Source organism: Terriglobales bacterium, assembly GCA_035561515.1.
GTDB lineage: Bacteria > Acidobacteriota > Terriglobia > Terriglobales > Acidobacteriaceae > DATMXP01.
The window spans coordinates 1-21115 of sequence record DATMXP010000028.1 but is presented as its reverse complement, the minus strand read 5'-3'; the positions used below and the strand labels follow the sequence as shown (position 1 = coordinate 21115).

At 57.3% G+C, this 21115-nt stretch carries 18 protein-coding genes; 6 read left to right on the top strand and 12 right to left on the bottom strand.

The features are described 5' to 3' along the window. Window positions 1-306 (top strand): hypothetical protein, encoded by a 306-nt coding sequence (locus tag VN577_14245; protein HWR15985.1) that lies wholly within the window; start codon window positions 1-3, stop codon window positions 304-306. Here VN577_14245 and VN577_14240 read toward each other — a convergent pair. From VN577_14240 to VN577_14210, 7 genes are all read right to left on the bottom strand, one after another. After that, window positions 303-1433, bottom strand: a complete 1131-nt coding sequence (locus VN577_14240) for a heparan-alpha-glucosaminide N-acetyltransferase domain-containing protein (protein ID HWR15984.1) — start codon at window positions 1431-1433, stop codon at window positions 303-305. The genes VN577_14245 and VN577_14240 overlap by 4 nt on opposite strands. Window positions 1434-1582: 149 nt before the next feature. Continuing rightward, complete coding sequence (acs, locus tag VN577_14235) at window positions 1583-3556, bottom strand: acetate--CoA ligase (GenBank protein HWR15983.1); 1974 nt, start codon at window positions 3554-3556, stop codon at window positions 1583-1585. A gap of 55 nt (window positions 3557-3611) precedes the next feature. Continuing rightward, the gene (gene acs, locus VN577_14230; GenBank protein ID HWR15982.1) at window positions 3612-5519 is read right to left on the bottom strand and encodes an acetate--CoA ligase; all 1908 of its coding nucleotides are present in this window, start codon (window positions 5517-5519) and stop codon (window positions 3612-3614) included. A gap of 47 nt (window positions 5520-5566) precedes the next feature. Continuing rightward, on the bottom strand, window positions 5567-7177 hold the full coding sequence (locus VN577_14225) for a cation acetate symporter (GenBank protein ID HWR15981.1): 1611 nt from the start codon (window positions 7175-7177) through the stop codon (window positions 5567-5569). Between the two features lies 1 nt (window position 7178). After that, the gene (locus VN577_14220; GenBank protein HWR15980.1) at window positions 7179-7553 is read right to left on the bottom strand and encodes a DUF485 domain-containing protein; all 375 of its coding nucleotides are present in this window, start codon (window positions 7551-7553) and stop codon (window positions 7179-7181) included. Between the two features lie 620 nt (window positions 7554-8173). Then, complete coding sequence (gene serS, locus VN577_14215; GenBank protein ID HWR15979.1) at window positions 8174-9496, bottom strand: serine--tRNA ligase; 1323 nt, start codon at window positions 9494-9496, stop codon at window positions 8174-8176. Window positions 9497-9578: 82 nt separating this feature from the next. Then, complete coding sequence (locus VN577_14210; GenBank protein ID HWR15978.1) at window positions 9579-10004, bottom strand: cytochrome c; 426 nt, start codon at window positions 10002-10004, stop codon at window positions 9579-9581. A gap of 109 nt (window positions 10005-10113) precedes the next feature. Between VN577_14210 and VN577_14205 the strand changes: the two genes are divergently transcribed. The 4 genes from VN577_14205 to VN577_14190 all read left to right on the top strand — a co-directional run bounded on the left by VN577_14205 (window position 10114) and on the right by VN577_14190 (window position 14013). Continuing rightward, complete coding sequence (locus tag VN577_14205) at window positions 10114-11718, top strand: alkaline phosphatase family protein (protein HWR15977.1); 1605 nt, start codon at window positions 10114-10116, stop codon at window positions 11716-11718. After that, window positions 11715-12683, top strand: a complete 969-nt coding sequence (locus VN577_14200; GenBank protein HWR15976.1) for a dihydroorotate dehydrogenase — start codon at window positions 11715-11717, stop codon at window positions 12681-12683. Before VN577_14205 ends, VN577_14200 begins: the two co-directional genes overlap by 4 nt. Window positions 12684-12787: 104 nt before the next feature. Further along, window positions 12788-13351, top strand: coding sequence for a hypothetical protein (locus tag VN577_14195; GenBank protein ID HWR15975.1), 564 nt, complete (start codon window positions 12788-12790; stop codon window positions 13349-13351). Window positions 13352-13551: 200 nt separating this feature from the next. After that, window positions 13552-14013, top strand: a complete 462-nt coding sequence (locus VN577_14190; protein ID HWR15974.1) for a hypothetical protein — start codon at window positions 13552-13554, stop codon at window positions 14011-14013. 594 nt (window positions 14014-14607) lie between these two features. Here VN577_14190 and VN577_14185 read toward each other — a convergent pair. The 4 genes from VN577_14185 to VN577_14170 all read right to left on the bottom strand — a co-directional run bounded on the left by VN577_14185 (window position 14608) and on the right by VN577_14170 (window position 18647). Further along, window positions 14608-15942, bottom strand: a complete 1335-nt coding sequence (locus VN577_14185; GenBank protein HWR15973.1) for a hypothetical protein — start codon at window positions 15940-15942, stop codon at window positions 14608-14610. Between the two features lie 70 nt (window positions 15943-16012). After that, complete coding sequence (locus VN577_14180; GenBank protein HWR15972.1) at window positions 16013-16459, bottom strand: hypothetical protein; 447 nt, start codon at window positions 16457-16459, stop codon at window positions 16013-16015. A 6-nt stretch (window positions 16460-16465) separates the two neighbouring features. Beyond that, window positions 16466-17272 carry an MBL fold metallo-hydrolase gene (locus tag VN577_14175; GenBank protein HWR15971.1) on the bottom strand — a complete coding sequence of 269 codons (807 nt, stop codon included), beginning with the start codon at window positions 17270-17272 and terminating at the stop codon, window positions 16466-16468. 88 nt (window positions 17273-17360) lie between these two features. Next, window positions 17361-18647 (bottom strand): Xaa-Pro peptidase family protein, encoded by a 1287-nt coding sequence (locus tag VN577_14170; GenBank protein HWR15970.1) that lies wholly within the window; start codon window positions 18645-18647, stop codon window positions 17361-17363. 718 nt (window positions 18648-19365) lie between these two features. Between VN577_14170 and VN577_14165 the strand changes: the two genes are divergently transcribed. Continuing rightward, on the top strand, window positions 19366-20436 hold the full coding sequence (locus tag VN577_14165; protein ID HWR15969.1) for an epoxide hydrolase: 1071 nt from the start codon (window positions 19366-19368) through the stop codon (window positions 20434-20436). 54 nt (window positions 20437-20490) lie between these two features. Here VN577_14165 and VN577_14160 read toward each other — a convergent pair whose 3' ends face one another. Further along, window positions 20491-20832 (bottom strand): hypothetical protein, encoded by a 342-nt coding sequence (locus tag VN577_14160; GenBank protein ID HWR15968.1) that lies wholly within the window; start codon window positions 20830-20832, stop codon window positions 20491-20493. Between the last annotated feature and the right edge of the window lie 283 nt (window positions 20833-21115).

Sequence of the window (21115 nt, the reverse complement as noted above, 5' to 3'; positions counted from 1 at the left end):
TTGGCGCGGTATCAGATCGTCTGCGCGACTCGTGCGGCTAAGACCGAAGACCCGCAGCGCCACATAACCCACGTCGGACTCGGCGATCAGGACGGCTGGTCGCGCGTCCTGATGGTGGAAGAAGTCATCATGCAACTGAAGAAGGATGACGGAGACCGCTATTTCCTCAAGGGACGCGACGGATGGGAAGCCGAAGTCACCTTGGGCAAGTGTCCGTTCTGCGTGGAGGCCCATAACTTCCTGGCATCGAAGCCCGACCTCATGGCGAAAGACAAGCTGATGACGCTTGGAGGCTGCGGGGACTAAGCGATCGCTATCGCTGCTACCGCAAAGATTGCAGTCCGGAACGCATAGCTAGGCGTGGGATAACCCTTCTTGGCACGGTTCCAAAAATAGGCCATCGTCATCATCGAACTGATCATCAGGAGCACGAAAACATAGGCGTGGGAGAATCCCATGGTGCCGCCCATGTACTGCTTGACCCCGGGGTTCCACATCGAACCGTACAGCAACGCCACGTGGACGAAATAAACGAGCAGTGATTCTTCCGCAAGGGAACGAATCGTCGAAGCTTTTGGCCTGACAAATCCCTCGATAAATGTTGCCAGACCCATCACGGTCATTACAAAACCGATTCGCGTGATAAACAAATGCGGAGTCGAAGGCCAGAAACTCGCGTCGCCGTACAGGGCGTGCGAAGCATGTTCGAGTTTCACGCCCGCAAGCATCAGGACCATCCCGACGGGTATTGCCAGTCGCAGCAGGGAAGTCTTCGACTGGCGGTACATCGTGTAACTGAATCCGGCGGCCGCGCCGAAGAACAAGTATGCCGACCAGGGGATCAGCGGGAAAAGTGATCCGCCTGTACCAACAAGCGCCGACCTCATTGCCAGCGGCAGAGACTGGATCAGGCCACTGTTCCAAGCCAGTGGAGCCATGAACGCGATACTGAATGACAGTGCCAGCGATACGCCGATGAACAGCTTCTTGCTCCGAAGAGCCAGCACAAGCAGTTGCAGCGCGATCAGGGTAAACCCGGTAGTCTGTAGCACGTCGACCTGAAGGAACGTCTGCCAATGCTCGGGCGCAACCCATTTGAGGTCGCGAACGGAATGTACCGGGAAGCGCATGGCGTAGCCGAGCAGCACGAAGAACGCGAACCTGCGGATGCGCTTGTAAACCGGAGAGCCGAACTGGATGTGGTCGGTCCACTTCTTCGACGTCGCCAGCGCGAACGAGAAGCCCGCCAGCGTCATGAAGATGGGAGCGGTAAAGCCGCGGCAGAACAGCCAGAAGTTGTACCAGGAGGCACTCTGAACCTGCGGGGTCAGCAGGACGTCAAGCGTATGACCCTGCACCATCAGCGCCATGGCGAACACCCGGACCAGATCTACGGACACCAGGCGCGGTTGTGGTTGTAACTGCGGCTCCAAAACTCTAGAAGGACTCCAAGGGTATAAGCAAACTAATCAGTCTAATGGATGCAGGCTGAAAACGATATGTTTCAGTTTCGAGCGTACATGAATGAAAAAGGCCGGCTTTTCGAGCCGGCCTTTTCTGTTATCGACGTAAGTGATTGAAATCAGGCCTCGTCCTGTTCCTTCAAGCGTGCAATCACCGTGAAATCTTCCAGCGTGGTCGTATCACCTTTGACTTCACCGCTGCTCGCCAATTCGCGCAACAAACGACGCATGATCTTGCCGCTTCGCGTCTTCGGCAGCATGTCCGTGAACCGAATGTCGTCTGGACGAGCCAGCGCTCCGATCTCCTTCACCACCCACTTCTTCAGTTCATCTTTGAGGGTGTCGCTTGGATCGTTGCCTTGCTCCAGCGTCACGAAGGCCGAGATTGCCTGTCCCTTGAGGTCGTCCGGACGTCCGACGACCGCCGCCTCGGCGACTTTGGGGTGAGCGACAAGGGCCGATTCCACTTCCATCGTGCTGAGCCGGTGGCCCGACACGTTGAGCACATCGTCCACGCGACCCATGATCCAGAAGTAGCCGTCTTTGTCCTTGCGGGCGCCGTCACCGGTGAAGTACATGCCGGGGATCTGCGACCAGTAATTTGCCTTGTAGCGATCCGGATCGCCCCACACGGTGCGCAACATCGCGGGCCACGGTTGTTTGACGACAAGATATCCACCCGAGCCAAGCGGCACCGGTTGTCCATCGAGGGTGACGACATCCGCCGCAACTCCCGGGAAAGGCCGCGTTGCGGTTCCTGGCGTGGTGGGAATCGCACCTGGAAGAGGTGAGATCATGATGGCTCCCGTCTCCGTTTGCCACCATGTATCGACGATCGGGCACTTGTTCTTGCCGATCACCTCGCGATACCACATCCATGCTTCCGGATTGATCGGTTCACCAACGGTGCCTAGGAGCCGCAGGCTGCTCAGCTTGTGTTTGTTCGGCCACGCATCGCCCCACTTGATAAATGTGCGGATTGCCGTCGGCGCCGTGTAGAACACCGTGACATTGTGCCGGTCGATGATGCTCCAGAACCGGTCCGGCTCCGGGAAGTTCGGCGCGCCTTCGTACATCACGCAGGTGGCGCCATTTTGCAGCGGTCCGTAAACGATGTAGCTGTGTCCCGTTACCCAGCCGATATCAGCCGTGCACCAATAGATATCGTCGTCCTTCAGGTCAAAAACCCACTTTGTGGTGATGTAAGTTCCCACCGCATACCCGCCGGTCGTATGTACCACGCCCTTCGGCTTGCCCGTCGTTCCCGACGTATAAAGGATGTACAGCGGGTGCTCGGAATCCAACGGCTCAGCCGGGCATTCCGGCGAAGCCTTCTCCATCAGGTCATGCCACCAGTGGTCGCGGCCGGACTTCATGTTCACCTTCGTTCCGGACCGTTTGTAAACGATGACATGCTTCACGCTTGGACAGCTCTCGAGCGCCTCGTCCACCGTATCTTTCAGCCTGACTTCGTTGCCGCGACGGTAGCTGGTGTCCTGCGTAATCAAAGCAACGGATTGAGAGTCGTTGTTGCGGTCAACGATCGCGTTCGCAGAGAAGCCGCCAAAGATGACCGAATGCGGAGCGCCGATGCGCGCGCACGCGAGTAGGGCAATCGGCAGTTCGGGACACATGCCCATGTAGATCGTGACACGGTCGCCCTTTTTCACCCCGAGAGATTTCAATGCATTGGCAAACTTGCTCACTTCGTCGAGCAGTTGCTTGTAAGTGTAAGTACGAATCTCTCCCGGTTCGCCTTCCCAGATAAGCGCCTTTTTATTGCCCTTGCCATTTTCGATATTGCGATCGAGACAGTTGTAGGAAATGTTCGTCTCTGCGCCTACGAACCACTTTGCCCACGGGCAATCCCACTCCAGGACCTTCGTCCACGGCTTGAACCAGTGCAGGTCTTTCGCGATGTCGCCCCAAAACTGCTCCGGATTTTCAGCCGCAGCTTTATACAGCCGCTCGTACTCCGCCATGCTTTTTATGTATGCATGCTGGCGGAACTCCGGAGACGGCTCAAACTTGCGTTCTTCACGAAGAATCGAATCGATGTTTGCCTGTTGTTGCTGTGCGCTCTCCTGTGCCATTCCATCCTCTTATGATCGGAGATTTTGGCGCGGACATTTGGTCCACGCCGATGAACTACGCTTCCAACGTCGAAATATCGCCGGGATCAAGGCCCTGCTCTTTGGCTTTTAAATACCGTCGCAGGATTTTACCTGACCTCGTCTTCGGCAGGGCTGCCACGAACTCTATTTTGGACGGAGTCGCAATCGGCCCCAACTCACGCCGAACATGCTCAATCAGACTGGTAGCCAGTGTATCCGATGCAACGTGCCCGGCGCGGCATTGCACAAAGGCTTTGATTACCTCTCCCTTCAGTGCGTCCGGTATGCCAATCGCCGCCGCCTCTGCTACCGCAGGATGCGACACGAGCGCGCTCTCAACCTCCGCCGTACCGATGCGATGTCCCGCGACATTCAGCACGTCATCTACACGTCCCAATACCGTGATGTATCCATCCGCATCGCGAACCGCGACGTCACCTGTCATATAAAGCCCCGGAATCTTTTGCCACTCTCGCTCGTAGCGTTCGGGATCTCCCCAGATGGTTCGCATCATGGTCGGGAATGGCCGCTTCAGCACCAGCCTGCCTCCCGCTCCAGGAGGTACGGCTTTTCCGTTCTCATCGACCACGTCGATGTCGGCTCCCGGCAGGGCGATACCACATTTTCCCGGACGCATTGCCATAGATGGCGGAGTCCCGATCGCCGGGCATCCCAACTCGGTTTGCCACCAGTTGTCGATGACGTAGCCCCAGCGGCCGTCTCCTCCGATGTACGTCTGTGCCCATTTCCACGCTTCCGGATTCAGCGGTTCTCCCGCGCACGCCACTACGCGAAGGCTCGAGATGTCGTGCTTCTGAGGATGTGCCTCGCCATATCGCATGAACATACGCAACGCCGTGGGAGCCGTGAACATTTTCGTAACACGGTAACGATTGACTATCTCCCACGCCGTGTCGGGCGTCGGATAATCTACGGCGCCTTCACGAAACATCGTTGTCACTCCGGCGCAAAGCGGACCATAAACAATGTAGGAATGTCCAACGATCCATCCGATATCCGACGTGCACCAGAAGATGTCGCGTTCGTTCACGTCGTAGTAATTCTGCAAGTGGTAGGTGATGCCAACCATGTACCCGCCGTGGACATGCACCACGCCCTTTGGTTTTCCCGTGCTGCCGGACGTATAAAGAATGAACAGCGGGTCTTCCGCATCCATCTCTTCCGCAGGGCAAACATCGGGGAACTTCATCAAGTCGGCGAAGTTCACCTCGTTGCCTGCCAGTTCCGTCTGTTCGCGTGAGAACACCACGATCTTCTCGACAAAATCGAGCCCGTCCACAGCTTCGTCCGTAATGCTCTTCAGCTGAACGATCTTGCCGCGACGGTATCCCACGTCTCCGGTGATGACAATCTTTGCCTGCGCATCGACGATGCGGTCACGCAAGGCCGTGTGTCCAAGGCCTGCATAGACAACCGAGTGCACTGCGCCAAGCCGGGCGCAGGCAAGCATCGAGATCACGCCCTCAAGCGTCAGCGGCATATAGATGATGACGCGATCGCCCTTCTTCACCCCGAGCGATTTCAGTCCATTCGCGAATCGACAGACCTGTGCATGAAGCTGGGCGTATGTGACCTGGCGCTCCGTGCCGTCTTCGCCGAGCCAGATATACGCGACCCGATTACGATGCTCGGAATTTGCGTGCCGGTCGAGCGCGTTAAGTGTGATATTCGTTCGCGCGTCCACGAACCACTGATGATGGACACCGTCGAACTCGAATACTTTTGTCCATGGCTTCAGCCAGACGAATTTGCTGGCATATTCGCCCCAAAATGCCTCAGGCGACTCCAGCGCTCGCCGGCACTCCCGCTCCCAGTGTTTCTGCGTGGCATTGGCCGAAACGATCTGCGGCGATGCGTATTCCGTATCGACAGCCAGCAGGGAGTCGATCGCCTGTTTGGTGGTTGGCGTAGCAGTACTCATGATGCAAATCTCCGAGAGGCCGGGGTTTGCCCCGGCCTCCTCTTGTATTAATGTGCCGTCGCCTTCTCGGCACCCAGTCCAGTGTTGGCGCGAACCTGAAGCTCGGTGAACTTGTGTTCCGCCGTCGCTTCACGTTTGCTCAGCAGCGTTCCCAGTACCGCTCCAGCGAACCCAATCGGAATGCTGAGGATCCCGGGATTTTCGAGTGGGAAGATGGGAGCCCGCTGAATCATGTGGTGAACCGCTGCTCCGGGCGCATCCACGCCCATGATGCTCGGCCCGATAAAGATCAGCAGGATGGAACCCACCAGTCCGCTAGCCAGTCCAAGCACCGCTCCTGTGGTGTTAAAGCGCTTCCAGTAGATGGAAAGCACAATCACCGGCAGGTTTGCCGACGCCGCTACGGCAAACGCCAGCGCCACTAGAAACGCAACGTTTGCGGTCGGCCCGAGCATGATCGCGATGCCCATTGAAATGCCACCCACCACGAACGCCGTGATACGCGCAACCCGCACTTCTTCACCCGGTTTTCGCTCGACGCCACGATGAATCACGTTGGTCCACAGATCGTGAGCGAACGAGGTCGAAGCCGAAATCGTCAACCCCGCTACCACCGCGAGGATGGTCGCGAAGGCAATCGCCGAAATGAACGCGAAGAACACGTCTCCGGCGAGCACCTGCGCAAGCAGCGGAGCGCTCATGTTTGTTCCGCCGTTCTGCTTGATGAACGTTTGGCCTACGATGGTCGCCGCTCCAAAGCCCAGGAACGTTGTCATGATGTAGAAGGTACCGATGAGCACCATCGCCCAGACCACGCTGTGCCGGGCCGTCTTTGCGTCGGGTACGGTGTAGAAGCGGACCAGAATGTGTGGCAGTCCTGCCGTCCCGAAGATCAGTGCCATGCCGAGCGAGATCAAGTCAAGCGCGCCATACGGTGGTTTGAAGCGAAGCCCCGGTTGCAGGAAGTCCTTAACCACATCGGCTCCCGTCTTCGGATCCACCCCGGTTTTCACGTGACCGACCGCGTCAAAGAACGCGCTGAAACTGAAACCGAAGTGCGCCATCACCAGGATGCTCAGCAGGATCGTGCCGCTCATCAGCAGAATGGCTTTGATGATCTGCACCCACGTCGTCGCCAGCATTCCGCCGAATACGACGTAAACGATCATCAGGATTCCCACTCCGACCACGGCGGTGTGGAACTGTATGCCGGAGCCCTTTAACAGCAGCGACACCAGTGCTCCAGCGCCGACCATCTGGGCAATCATGTAGAACGTGCTGACGGTCAGCGTGCTCAACGACGCCATCGCCCTTACCGGTCGGGGGCTCAGTCGATACGCGAGTACGTCGGCCATCGTGTACTTGCCGGCGTTGCGCAGCGGCTCTGCAACCACCAGCAGCACGGTCAGGTACGCCACCAGCCATCCAACCGAGTACATGAACCCGTCGTATCCGAAAAACGCAATCAAACCCGCGATGCCAAGGAAAGAGGCCGCGGACATGTAATCGCCCGCCACAGCCACGCCGTTTTGCCAGGCGGTGATCCGGCGTCCGGCAGCAAAGTAAGCGCCCGCGCCTTTGGAGCGCTGGGCAGCCCAGTATGTGATCCCAAGAGTAACGACAATGAACGCGAGGAAGAGAACGAGTGTTAACGACATGTTAGTTTTCTCCCTTCAGGCGTTCTGCTTCCCGCCGGTCAAGGTGTTCCATGATGCGAGTTCCAAAGTCGTCGAATTTCCTTGCGCCGCGGACATACAAAGCAGCGATCAGCCACGCCACAAAGAATTGCGAAAGGGCAAACAGGTAAGCCAGGTTGACAGGACCGATCCGCTTGTCCATCAACTCCGGAAAGTAGCCGACGGAAATCGGCAGCAGAAAGTAGTAGACGACAAACGTGATCACCGCCGGGATGACGAACTCCCACTTGGCAATCAAAAGAAGCTTGAACTCGTCCATGGAGGCGACGTGTTCCCACACGTCTTCCGGTTGTTGGTTGGCGACAGGCTGACTCCCAGCCGTTACCTCTTGAGGCATCTCTCCTCCTCTTGGTGCCAAACAGGAACACTACTCCCCTAAACCGATAAGCAAGCTTTCAGGTGGCGGGACCGGGGTGGCAATGCTCCTATGTCTTAATGAAATGCTTGGAACCAGGGCCTGATTTAGAAGAATGAAGCCTTACTGAGTATGAGTATGAAATACGTTCTATTCCGTACGGGGGGCGCGCATTCGCACCGGTCAACCTCGCATATCCCGGCGGGCCGGGTCTCTCAAGATGCGTTGCGGAGGACAGGAGCGGAGGCCGCATCTTCGTGAGAACGAAGCTTTCTGGGCGTTTCGATATTAGCAACCGGCTATGATGCAGATTGGCCATCTGGAAACGCCTCCCAACCGGAGGCGAACTTTGCGCCGCCCCAGCCGTATCGGTGCCGAGGATAATGGAGTCACCCCGTACCATGAGTCTGTGTCGTAGGTCACACATGTATTGTGACGCTGCCGACAACCTTCATCCTCGCGGTTAGTTTCTCAGAAATACCGAGCCTTCAAAAGCCCGAACCAGAGCAGAATCTCGGGTCTGCCCCGGAAATCAATGATCCCAAAAACGGTAAAGGCGCGACCGCGTCGCGCCCTCCTACCGCCTAAACCGCTAACTCTAGCTACATCTTCCTCGGCTCAATCCGCTCCACGCCCATGTACGGCCTCAGCGCCTCCGGAATCACCACGCTCCCATCTGCTTGCTGATAATTCTCAAGGATTGCTAACCACGTTCTTCCGACCGCCAGTCCGCTGCCGTTCAGCGTGTGGACATAGTCGGTCTTGCTCTTACCTTCCGGCTTATAGCGGATGTTCGCCCTCCGCGCCTGGAACGCTTCGAAGTTCGAGCATGACGAAATCTCGCGAAACAGGTTCTGCCCCGGCAGCCATACTTCCAGGTCATACGTCTTCGCCGACGCGAACCCCATGTCCGCCGTGCACAAACAAACCGTCCGATAGGGCAAGTTCAACTTCTGCAAAATCGTCTCTGCGTCGCGTGTCAGTTTCTCGTGCTGTGCGTACGAATCCTCGGGCCGCGTGAACTTCACCAACTCCACCTTCTGGAACTGGTGCTGCCGGATAATTCCACGCACATCCTTCCCATACGATCCCGCCTCGCTTCGGAAACAAGGCGTATACGCAGTCAGCGAAACCGGCAATCGGTCAGTCTCGATCACTTCATCGCGATACAGATTCGTAACGGGCACTTCCGCCGTGGGAATCAGGTACAGATTCCTGTCTCCATGTGGAACCTTAAACAGGTCCTGCTCAAACTTCGGCAACTGACCCGTGCCATACATCGACTCCGCGTTCACCATGTACGGCGGCAGGACTTCCGTATAACCATGCTCCTTCGTATGCAGATCGAGCATGAAATTCGCCAACGCGCGTTCCAACTTCGCGCCCAAGTCCCAGTACACGGCAAACCGCGCGCCACTCAGCTTGGCCGCTCGATTCAGGTCCAGCACTCCAAGTTGCTCGCCCACTTCCCAATGCGGCTTTGGAGTGAAATCAAACTCCCGCGGCTTGCCCCACCGTCGCACTTCCACGTTATCGTGCTCGGATTTGCCCACCGGCACCGACTCATGCGGAATATTCGGAATGCTCTTCAGGATTTCGTAGAACTTCCCTTCGTCTTCCTTGACGCGTTCTTCGAGGGCAGGGATCTGCTCCTTGAACTTCGTCACCTGCGCAGAGATGGCCTCCAACTCGCCTTTCTCGGCCTCGGTGAGTTGACCTTTTTTCTCCTTGCCTTTGAACTCGCCGATGCGCTTCGACATCGTATTGCGGTCTTTTTGCAGGTTCTCGAGTTCGGCAATGGCACGGCGACGGTCCTGGTCAATTTCGCGGAAATTGCCCAAAAGTTCGGCAGGATTCGCACCCCGCTGGCGCAGTTTCTCTTCTACAAGTTCCAGATGATCACGGACAAAAGATAAGTCGAGCATAGAAGCAATAACTGTATCAGTCGGAGGGGTGGCACTGCACGTGGGAGTAAGCGGGGCGACCGGGCGGTCGCCCCAGCCGCAATTACTTCTTCAACGACTTCAGGTACGCCGTAACCGCCGCGGCATCCGCTTTATTGAAGCGGAACTGCGGCATCGGAGGCGCGGCCATCGTGCCGTTCGGACGCTTGCCGGTCGTGAAGAACGTGATCGCTTCCTCGTCCGTCCACTCCAGTCCCGCAATGCCCGGAGCCGCTTCCATCCATCCTGGAACCGGCACCGTGGGCTTGAACATCAGCGGAGTGCCCTGCAGGAATTTCGCCCTTACCAGGTTCCCCCTCTTGTCCATCGGCGTATGGCAGTCCGAGCACATGCCCACGTTGTTCACCAGATATTTCCCGCGCGCGAGGTTACCGGCCGGTTTCGCCGGCGTTGCAGCGGTTTGTGCCATGGCAGAAATGCCCGTTACACATACGAGCAGAATTCCGCCCAAAAGTGTGAGTTTCCTCATCCCCTGTTTTCTCCTGTTGAAAGCTTATAGATGTGAGTTGATCGATATTACCGTCCATATCCTTGATTGTCGACAGATTCAAAGTCGCTGCTTTCGGTACACTAGAAGCATGGGACGCCGCGCAGCTTTCATACTCGCCGTTATCTCATGTGCAATTTTTTTCATTCCTGCAACCGGATGGGCCTCCGCATATAACGGCCAGCCGAAACTCGTCGTCGTCATCATCATCGACCAGTTCCGTGGTGACTACCTCGATCGCGGTCGCGACCAGTTCGGCCCCAACGGCTTCCGCCTCCTGATGGACCGCGGAGCCTGGTTTAGCGACTGCAATTATCAGTACGCCAACACCCGCACCGCCCCGGGACACGCCACTCTGTTCACCGGCACCTACTCCAACGGGCACGGCATCCTCAACAACGAGTGGTACGACGCGACAAAGAAGAAGATGATCACGGCCGTCGATGACGACTCCACCCGTCTCGTCGGACTCGACGGCAACTACCCCGGCTTCTCCCCGCACAACCTCCTCGCCGACACTCTCGGCGATGAACTCCGTATGGCGACGGACGGGAAGTCTCGCGTGTTCGCCATCTCTCTGAAAGAACGCTCCTCCATTCTTCCCGCCGGATACTCCGGTACCGCCTTCTGGCCGTACAAGTACTCCGGCCAATGGATCACCTCGACTTACTACATGAAGGACCTCCCCGACTGGGTGAAGTCGTACAACAAGACGAACCCGGCGGAAAAATACTGGAATCGCGACTGGAAGGTCGGTGACAAACTCCTGCGTCGCACCTCGAAGCCGGCCGAGTTGAGAGGCGAAGACAGCTTCTATGAGATCGTCGGCTCCACGCCCTACGCCAACGACTTCGAACTCGACTTCGCGCGCGAACTCGTCACCCAGGAAAAGCTGGGCGAAGGTCCTGCCACCGACCTGCTGCTGATCAGCCTGTCAGCGCCTGACATCCTCGGCCACAAGGTCGGCCCCAACACCGACGAAAGTCGCGCTATGGTGCAGGCCATCGACCGTCAACTCGCCGGATTCTTCGAGTTCCTCGGCAACCGTCTTGGCCTCGGCAATCTCTGGATCGCCCTCTCCGCCGACCACGGCGTCTCCACCGCGCCATCGTTCACGAAAACCATCGGCGTACCTTCCGGATATCTCGTCGACGAAAAGATCCGCTCCGCCATTAACACTCAGCTCAGCGCGAAATACGGCAAGGCCGAGTACGTTCCCCAAACCGAATGGCCGCTTGTCTTCCTGAATCCCGATGCATTCACTGCCGCGAAGCTCAACGAAGACGACGCCGAGCGCCAGGTGGCGGACATTCTCACGCAGTTCGGGAGCCGCGGGTATGTCGGACGTTCGCAGATCGCACGCCACGATCTTCCGCCCACGCCGCTCGGGAAGAAATTTGCCAACAGCTATGCACCGCAAGGCGGATGGTACCTCTACGCCTTCTCGCCGCCTTTCACCGTCACCCGTAAGTCAGGCACCGGCACCGATCACGCCATGCCTTACAGCTACGACACGCACGTGCCGCTCATGTTTTTCGGATTGCCCTTCCAACCCGGCACCTATCGCGGACGTTGCGAGCCTGTCGACATGGCCGTCACGCTCGCCAACCTTCTAGGAATCAATTCACCTTCCGCCGCCGTCGGCCGCGTCTTGACGGAAGCCCTGGCGAAACCCGCTTCGGAGAGTAAACGATGAGCAGTACCTCTACCGCCCCACGTCCCCGCCGCGGCGCCCAGCCCAAGCCGAACCTTAACGTCGGCTTCGCCGGGCTGAAGTTCAAGAACCCCATCATCGCCGCTAGCGGAACCTTCAGCTATGGCGTGGAGTTCGAGGACGTCGTCGCTCTCGACAAACTCGGCGGCTTCGTCGTCAAAGGCCTCTCGCGAGAGCCGATGCCGGGCAATCCGCCGCCGCGCCTCTTCGAAACTGCGGCCGGGATGTTGAACTCCATTGGCCTTCAGAACATCGGCGTCGAGGCGTTCCTCAAAGACAAGCTCCCGCACCTGCGCAAGCTGAAGAACATTAACGTCATCGCCAATGTCTTCGGATACACGCGTGAAGACTACGAAGCCGTCATCCGGATGCTCAACGACGGCGAAGGCATCGCCGCCTATGAGCTGAACGTTTCGTGCCCCAACGTGAAGCGCGGAGGCATGGCGTTCGGCACCGAACCGGGCATGCTCATGGAACTGGTGGCGCTGTGCAAGAGCGCCGCGCGCCGTCCGCTGATCGTAAAGCTGTCACCAAACGTGACCAGCATTGCCACCATGGCACATGCGGCCGCCGAGGCCGGAGCCGACGCCATCTCCCTCGTCAACACCTTTACTGCCATGGCCATTGACGCCGAAACCCGCAAGCCGCGCATCTCTACCGTTACCGGCGGACTCTCCGGTCCGGCTATCAAGCCCATCGCTCTGCGCATGGTCTACGAGGCCTCGCACACGGTCGAAATTCCGGTCATCGGTATCGGCGGCATCAGCACCGCCGTGGACGTGATCGAGTTCATGCTTGCCGGCGCGGCAGCAGTCGAAGTCGGTACCGCCAACTACTGGGACCCGTGCGCAACGGAAAAGTTGGTGGACGCCCTCGAAAGCTGGTGCTTCGAGCACAACATCGAAAACATCACCGACCTGATCGGCGGGTTGATAACAGAGGGATAAGCCAAATCGGATTCCGGAGAGATTTGAAAGAGCGGGCCTTCAGGCCGCGTTTGTGATGAGTTGTGGAACTCTGGGTGTGGTTAGGAATAGAGTGGCTATTAAGCATGAACGCAAACCCTGAACCGCTCACCTACTATGACCGCGAGTTGCAGAATGCGTGGAACGCGGAACCGTTTGACCCGGATCGGCTTCGGCGGGCTCACGAGAAATCGAAGCAGCTGTACCGCGCCTACAACAAACAGTTGAGGAAGTTACGTCCCAGACTTGCCAAGCGTACATACGAAAGATTCACCGACGAAAAGGATCCACTCTTCGACAGCAATCTGTTGGAGTTCACATTCGGTGATGCACTCGGTACTGCCAAGAAGGCGATTGTCCGGCCTTCGCAAGCTGCGGTTCGTGCGACCTTCCTCAGCTTCGATGAAAAGACACTACACGAACTCAGGTATCGGAAACTTGAGTCGCTGCAAGTGGACCTCCCGACCGAGCCATGGTTTCACTGGGGTGGTCACAAGCAGATTGACAGCTTGCTGTCGCACGAATTGACGGCTAATGGAAGGTCGCTGATGCAACACAAATTCTTATTCGCATCCGGTGCAGTCATTGCAGTGACGTTCGCGGAGATGACGTGGAAGACAGTCGGGCTTGCTAAGAAATCGTTATCGTAAGTCGGCGCTCACTGCTTAATCGGGAGAGTTGGTGCTTCGAGCACAACATCGAAAACATCACCGATCTGATCGGCGGGTTGTTAACGGAGTAAGTCCAACCAATGGACGACCGGATCAGTCTGCGAAGCAGACAGTCACACTTGAATCGGCTCACAACATAAGAGATGGAAATCGCATGCTGGATGACATAGATTTCCACCGTGAACATTCTGCGTGCAATTACCCTCGTGTTGTGTGTTTCGTGTCTGCTGGGGTTTGAGGCATTGTCGCAGGTACGAGTCACCCTCCCGAAAGAACGGTTCAAAGCGCATGAACGGATTGATGTCACGATCAAGAATGTCGGAAGGCAGGATATCTCATTTTGCGTAGATTTCGGGCGCTATTCAGTAACTGAGACCGAACTGACCGAGTCAACGCCGACACCCGTTTACGTGGAAGCTTATGAGAAGGGCTGGCACACCTTGCTTCTCGGCTCGGACCTCGGCAATGGCCGCTCTTCTGTACCGCTACAAGCAGGACAGACTCACGAGTATCCGTTTCGGCTGGTTGGTAAAGGAAAGATGCGGCTCGTCCTCTGGTACTGGCCGGGCGAGAGCGACAGGACATGTGAAAACCCGCCAAATCGCAAAGTCGCCAAATCGAAAGTCTTCTTTGTGGAATAAGGAGGCGCGCTTACCCGTATCTAGGCTCAACATCTCGGGCTTAATCTTCACCGGCCGGCCTACAGATCGGGTACTTTCTTTACTGTGGCCGTTTTGGCTCAGGTGACGCCCCTGTTTTCGCCCTGAACTTTCCGAACGTGAGCTTCTTCTCGGAATTCAAGAATCTAAAGTTGGTTTTTTCCAGTCCGCTGATAGCTGCTGGATCGTTTGCGATGTGGCGGTCAAGTGAATTGAACCGAGGTGAAACGAAGTAGGTAGCTTCTCACTGCTTCATCTTTCCGCGCCTGCTCAGCTAATTCGGCGAAATTTGACTCTCCACGTGCTTTGCGAATCTCTTTGTGAGGATCAGGGAATCACTTTTGATTTCTGATTACGATGAAGTTCTTCCGAAAGTGAATTTCAAATCTAGCCGCGCCACCTCTGAACGTTCCTAGATACCCTTCGTCGATCGCGTACTTCTCTTACTCGCCAACCCGGCGCTACCTTTCCGTCGCGCATGCGGTTGAGAGCGATCTTGGCATCAGTCCTCGAATCAACCTTGAAAATGTGTGGGGGAGGGCGAGATACGCATCTCGCGTATCTCGCCTTAACTGCTCAGTGCTTCATCTTCCCCGGCCGGAACCGCAGGAAGACGTGGAACGACACCGGATTCTTTCCGTACACCGAATCCAGCACCGCCGGCTTCGAGTAGAACGTCACGTCCGCGCCGAGACCAATCTGCCCGTACTTGTTCTGCACAATATCCCGCACGCCGCCGATCGTGTATGCGCCGATCCGGAAAGATCCGTGATCGAGCGGCGGATCGAGATGCAGTTCGTCCTTATCCACCAACTCAGTCCGGCCATAGACATAGTTCTTATCCAGGAAGTTCAACGACGACTCGTATAGGTAACTGTTCGTAATCGCGTCGGTACCGTGATGGTCTTTGCGATTGCGTCCCCACACCAGCGTGTTTGCCCAGTTTCCGCGATTGATCGGCTTGTTGTAGGTCACGGACGCGGTCTGGCGTTCGGCGTTTCCTTCTTCCAGTGCCTCAGGCTTTACCAGGTGCCCGTAGCTGTACTGCATCACCCAGTTCTTGCCCGGCGCCACGCTCAGACGAGTGGACCACGAATCGAAACCCTTCAGGTCGAAGTTGTAGCGGACCTCGTCCGGTTCGCGACCGTTGAAGGCCGAAGCTTCCAATTTCACCGGCCCGTAGATGAAGCCCGTCGTCACCAGTCCGTACGTGATGTGCGTTGAGTCCTGCAGGTGGTGTCCGAGGACAGCCGCGGGATTATCCATCGCCGACAACCGGTGCGGGAACCCAACTGGGCCGAGCGCCGGTTCGCCCGCTAATCCGCCGTACAGCAGCCAGCTGAATCGTTCCGAAAGGGGATACGTAAATCGCACCGCCAGCTCGCTGAACAGGTCGTGCGGGTGCTGGTAATCGACCAGCGGCTTGCCTTTGTATGTTTCTCCGGTCTGGAACAGCGTCGGGTATCCCGGATGCGGAGATGTCAGCGGCTCCGCCGAAAGCATCTGCCGGAACTGAATCGTGCCTTTGCCCAGCGCGTGTTCTTCCATCAGCATCAGCCAGTTCGTGGACTCGGCCTTGCCCACACCTCGCGGTCCGCCTTGCTGGTTGTAGCCCACGATAAGGTTGCCGTGGGCCATCAGGTTCCAGCCGCCCTTCTGGGTCATCCACATGTAATGCGGCGTCGAGGCCGGAACCCACGCCGTGCCCGATTCGAAGATCCCGCCGGTCGTCGGCTTGGCAGTTTCCATCTTCATCTCATGCTGGCTATGGTCGCCATGCTGAGACATGTCGTGCTGCTCGTGTTGGGCGGCAGCGCCTGTAACTAAAACAAAAGTAAGCAGTAGAGTCGTGATCGCTTTCAATGTCTTGCCTTCCTGAATCAGCGTTACAACCGTGCTGACGCAGGTCATGTGGAAACTTTACAGTATGAATTGCTGGTTAATTGGACGCAGATTCCACCGTGCTGGATCCCCAGACGTTTCAGGACTGTCCGGAGATTTTCACCCAAAGCTCTTCGGGGATGCGGTCGCGAATCTTTTCAGGAAGTCGATCGTGTACCCGCCGTGCGCCAACACGCGCCGCTTCCACTGCCACGATCGGTGCAGGCGTGGCAATCGCTACCAGCAGCCAGATAAAAGCGGAAAGCGAGAATCCCACCAGCGACCCAACCTCCAGCCAAAAAGCGTGTTGTGGTTTCAACTGGTGGATGACCGCGAACGCCACGAGGAAAACAAACGCGGACAATGTGGCAAGTCCGATGAGGGTGAAGTCGATGGTGCGATGAAGCCGCCGTTTCGCCTGGCAGTGCTCACACTCGGCGAAGTGGGCTTCGTAGTCGCCACGCATTTCTGGAAAAATGCCGGAAATGTCGTAGCGCCAGCTAGCCAGGATATCGCCGACGACTTTATCAACGCACTGAGTCTTCATGCGGCACTAAAACCTGAGCGGCTCCAGCGGATGTTCCTGCGACGCCAGCACCAGGCGGTTCTGCAGCAAGCTTCTCCGGCTGGACAGCGCGTGTTCGGCAGCCGTGCGTGCCAGTTCCGGATGATTGTTGTGCTCGGACAAGTGCGCCAGCACAACGAATGCTGCGCCTCCATCATATTCGCTGCGGAAAAATTCCGCGAGCGCATCGTTGGACAGATGCCCCAATCGCGACATCACCCGCTGCTTCACCGACCACGGATAAGGCCCAATCCGCAGCATCTCCAGGTCGTGATTCGACTCGATCATCAGCATGTCGCACCCGCGCATATGTTGCACCACGCTGTGCGGCATATAGCCAAGGTCCGTCACTACTCCGACCTTCACGCCCTCGACCTTGAACGTGAACGCTACCGGATCGGCCGCGTCGTGCGGGATGGTGAACGGCATCACGGCGATGTCGCCGATATGGAAACCGTGTCCTGCTTGGAAGATCTCGCAGCGTTCCAGGACTTTTCCCGTTTCTTCGTTCTGCTTATCGCGCTCCGCCCGCTCGTAAGCCTGATGGGCTAAGCCAGTCATATAGACCGGGATTCGCAGTTTCTTCGCGAGTACGCAGAGTCCAGCGACGTGATCGCAGTGCTCGTGGGAGATCACGATGGCCGACAGCGAATGGGCGCTGTCGCCGACCATCTCGAGACGGCGGAAGGTTTCGCGTGCAGAAAGTCCGGCATCGACGAGGATCTTCGTCCGGGAGCTGGAGACAACCGTGCAGTTGCCCTTGCTCCCACTAGCCAGGACAGTTACGGAAACCATATCCGCGACTGTACGCGAACATCCTGTGGAAACGGGAGTAACTCAAGAGTAACTGAGTCCGAAACATTACTCCTTCCAGCGCTAAGCCTTAGCTCGCGAACGGCTGCTCGAGCGATGGCGACTGCGGCGTCATCAGTTCTCCGCCGTTTTCGGTAATCACCTGGTCGTCTTCGAGCCGAACCCCGAACTCACCGCGGATATAAATTCCCGGCTCGTCGCTGAACGTCATGTTCCGTTGCAGCATGGTCTTGTTCCCGCGGACAAGATAGGGCCATTCGTGACCATCGAGTCCGATTCCGTGTCCGAGGCGATGCGTGAAGTACTTGTAGTCCGGGCCGAAGCCTGCGTCGGTGATGACCTTGCGCGCGGCGTCGTCGACAGATCCGCAGGTGTTTCCTGCTTTGGCTGCTTTGAAGGCAGCGGTTTGGGCGCGATGGACGATGTCGAAGACGCGCTTCATCTTGTCCGTCGGCTTGCCGATGGCGAAGGTGCGCGAGATGTCGGAGTTGTAGCCTTCCGCTTCGCAACCGCCGTCGATCAGGACGATGTCGTTCTCCTTGATCGTTTGTGGCTGAATGGTTCCGTGCGGAAGGGCCGAATATTCGCCGACGAGCACCATCGCTCCGCCTTCGAAGCCGAGCTGATCGTGGGCTTTTGCGATCAGCGAGGCGAAGTCGCGGTTGGTCATTCCGGGATGCAAGGCTTTCCAGGCTGCTTCGTACGCGGTAAGCGTGACCTTGTTCGCGAAGCGCATCAGTTCCAGTTCGTGGGCTGACTTCACGCCTCGGCAACCAGCGGTGACTGGCGTTGCGCTGGTGAACTGCGCCGAACTTGCGGCTTTCGACAAGCCGCTGCTGAAGACGTAATACATCGTCTCCTCGATTCCGACTCGACCAGTTGCGATGCCGTGATCTTTCAGGCCTTGTGCGAGGCGAGCGTAAGGATCTTCGTCTTCCTGCCAGATGCGAACGTCGGCGGAATCGCCGAGCGGTCCGCGCGAAATCTGCTCGCGAGCGCGTCCTTCCTCGAATGCGGGACAGACGTAGAACGGATTGCCTTTTGCCGGCAGGATCATGGCGAAGAAGCGCTCGCTCGGCCACCAGCGGATGTTGCTGAAGTACATGAGCGATGTTCCGGGCGCGATGACGATCGCGTCGAGCTTGTTTTCGGCCATGAGCTGTCGCGCGCGGGCGATGCGCTCGCGGCGTTCCTCGACGGTGATCGGCGTCGCCTGAGACTTCATGGATTTCAGCGTGGCGATCGAGGCGGGAAGGGAAGATTTCTCATTTTTTTCCTGCGCGTGCAGGCTGGGGAGGGTGGCGGCGGTGGCGGTTGCGGCAAGTCCGGTTTGGATGAACTGCCTGCGAGTCGGCATCAATCTGCTCCTGGTTACTGGTTCAGATTTGTATCATTCCGGCTCGGCGGATGGGATTCTTTCGATGTCAAGAGGACCACAACCTGTAGTGGTCAGGCAGGTTTGGGAGGGGGCCCCCCCTGTTTTGCCGTTATATAAGAAAACAAAGCAGTTACAGGTGCGTTGGGCGCTACATATATGATTCTAAAGGATTTATAAGTCCTTTGTTTTCATATATGGAGAATCTGTATATGAAAACAAATGAGTTACACGACGCATATATGAAAACAAAGGAGTTAGAAAAAGCCAGTCGTTAGTCCTTAGTCGTTGGTTGTCGGTAAAAGCTCTCCTCCTGAAGAGTCGGCGGCAGCTAGAGGGATTCTTCCCCTTCCGCTTCACTTCGTTTCAGCGTCAGGGTCAGAATGACAAACCCAAAAAACCCAAGTACAGAGGTTCTTCGGCTACGCCTCAGAACTCAGAATGACAAACCCAAAAACCCCAGTACAGGGGTTCTTCGGCTTTGCCTCAGAACTCAGAATGACAAAGAACGAAAACCACCTACATTTTCAGAATAGCAATTTGGGTGGGGGCATCATGCCACCATTCTGAAATTTATATTTGCCGTTAAATCAGCGACTTACGAATTTTTAAGGGCTTGGACCCCATTGACATAACTTTTCCCGGAACGGGAAATTCTCGTGTAAGTTGGTCGGCACCGGGGAGTGACCGGGGAGTGAAAGTGGAACGGTTTGAGATTCATGTTGCGGACGATGTGCTCGACGATTTGCGCACGCGGTTGCGGCGGACGAGATGGCCCGACCAGATACCGGGCATCGGCTGGGAACAGGGCACGGAACTCGAATGGTTGCGGCACCTGGTGCGGTACTGGGCCGACGAGTTCGACTGGCGCGCGTGGGAACGGAAACTGAACCGGCTGGAGCATTTCAGGTGGGAGGGCATTCACTTTGTGCATCAGCGCGCGAAGTCAGGGCGGGGTGTGCCGCTCATCCTGACGCACGGGTGGCCGAGCAGCTTCCTGGATTACGTGGACGTGCTGCCGATGCTGGGGGACTTCGACGTGGTGGTGCCCTCGCTGCCCGGATATGGATTCTCGCCTCGTCCGGCGGAGGTGGGCATCAACTACCGGTACGTGTCGGAGCGCTGGCACAGGCTGATGAGCGAGCTCGGTTATTCCCGTTATGGCGCGGGAGGCGGTGATTTCGGTGCAGGGGTGTCGACGTTCCTGGCGCTGGACCATCCGGAGTCGGTGATCGGGATCCACCTGACGACACCGGAACTCACGCCGGAGGTAAATGACGCGGACCTTTCGGAGTCGGAGCGGGCGTACCTGGCGGTGCGGCAGGGCTGGGATGCGACGGAGCGGGGGTACAGCGCAATCCAGTCGACGAAGCCGCAGACGGTGGGCTATGGACTGAACGATTCACCGGCGGGGCTGGCGGCCTACGTGGGCGAGAAGTGGCATTCGTGGAGCGACGTTACGCCGTCGGACGACTTCCTCTGCGCCACGCTCACGCTTTACTGGGTAACGCAAACGATTACGTCGTCGATGCGCGACTACTGGGACAATCGGCGACACCCGGTGGAGCCGACGTACGTGGGGTCGCCAACGGCCTTCGGTGTGTTCGCGCACGAGAAGGTCCCGGAGGGCGAGCCTCCGCGGTCGCTGCTGGAGCGTCTGTATAACGTCCAGCGCTGGACGGTGTTTCCACGCGGCGGACACTTCGCGCCAGCGGAGGAACCGGTGGCGTTAGCAGGGGATGTGGCGGAGTTCTTTTGGGGGTTGAGGTGAGGGTGTCGGACGCGTTTGTCTGCGCCACCCGCCATCAGCACCTCAACAAGGCTGTTAATCCTTTACTGGATGCGAGACATAGAGCTTCGATGAGCGCACTAGGACATCGGTGGGACTAAACTCGACTTTGTTGTTTTTGTTCACGAGGCGAAATTCGACATCTATCTTCAAGTACTGACACTCTTTATATACGTACGTAGCTTGCTGTGGACTTGAGATACCGCCATCGAGTTCGAAGAATCCCTCGATTTCTGCTCGCGTGATACCGGGTTTGAAGGTTTCAACTTCCGAGAGAGCAGCGGCAACCATTTCGCACGATGGCGATTTTCCAGGGTGCGCGTAAGCAATCGAAAATACAAGAGACAATGAGAGGACAAGCAGTAAAAGTGTTTTCATTCTCGAACTCCATTAGGGCAGGCTGGTGGCCCGGGTCCCTCAATTGCCTCAATGTTTGGGTGCCCCGGGTTCGCGTCCGGCAGTTGGACGCTAACCCGGGTATCACGAAAGTTCGAAACCGTCAGGATTGTGGCGTCCTACAGCGGAGGCCGCAAGAAGATTCTCTGCGCGCCGGACGATTCCCGATCCCTCGCTGCCCACTCCGATTCAATCTCCACCACTCCCACTTGTCGAAACGCGTAATGGCGGAAGCTGCTCCACTTCCAATCGTCCGCGGCCTTCA

Excerpts from the sequence above, each read along its gene's own strand:
- acs (HWR15983.1), bottom strand. The coding sequence starts at position 3,556 with ATGGCACAGGAGAGCGCACAGCAACAACAGGCAAACATCGATTCGATT.
- acs (HWR15982.1), bottom strand. The coding sequence starts at position 5,519 with ATGAGTACTGCTACGCCAACCACCAAACAGGCGATCGACTCCCTGCTG.
- VN577_14225 (HWR15981.1), bottom strand. The coding sequence starts at position 7,177 with ATGTCGTTAACACTCGTTCTCTTCCTCGCGTTCATTGTCGTTACTCTT.
- VN577_14220 (HWR15980.1), bottom strand. The coding sequence starts at position 7,553 with ATGCCTCAAGAGGTAACGGCTGGGAGTCAGCCTGTCGCCAACCAACAA.
- serS (HWR15979.1), bottom strand. The coding sequence starts at position 9,496 with ATGCTCGACTTATCTTTTGTCCGTGATCATCTGGAACTTGTAGAAGAG.
- VN577_14210 (HWR15978.1), bottom strand. The coding sequence starts at position 10,004 with ATGAGGAAACTCACACTTTTGGGCGGAATTCTGCTCGTATGTGTAACG.
- VN577_14205 (HWR15977.1), top strand. The coding sequence starts at position 10,114 with ATGGGACGCCGCGCAGCTTTCATACTCGCCGTTATCTCATGTGCAATT.
- VN577_14200 (HWR15976.1), top strand. The coding sequence starts at position 11,715 with ATGAGCAGTACCTCTACCGCCCCACGTCCCCGCCGCGGCGCCCAGCCC.
- VN577_14195 (HWR15975.1), top strand. The coding sequence starts at position 12,788 with ATGAACGCAAACCCTGAACCGCTCACCTACTATGACCGCGAGTTGCAG.
- VN577_14185 (HWR15973.1), bottom strand. The coding sequence starts at position 15,942 with ATGACCTGCGTCAGCACGGTTGTAACGCTGATTCAGGAAGGCAAGACA.
- VN577_14180 (HWR15972.1), bottom strand. The coding sequence starts at position 16,459 with ATGAAGACTCAGTGCGTTGATAAAGTCGTCGGCGATATCCTGGCTAGC.
- VN577_14175 (HWR15971.1), bottom strand. The coding sequence starts at position 17,272 with ATGGTTTCCGTAACTGTCCTGGCTAGTGGGAGCAAGGGCAACTGCACG.
- VN577_14170 (HWR15970.1), bottom strand. The coding sequence starts at position 18,647 with ATGCCGACTCGCAGGCAGTTCATCCAAACCGGACTTGCCGCAACCGCC.
- VN577_14160 (HWR15968.1), bottom strand. The coding sequence starts at position 20,832 with ATGAAAACACTTTTACTGCTTGTCCTCTCATTGTCTCTTGTATTTTCG.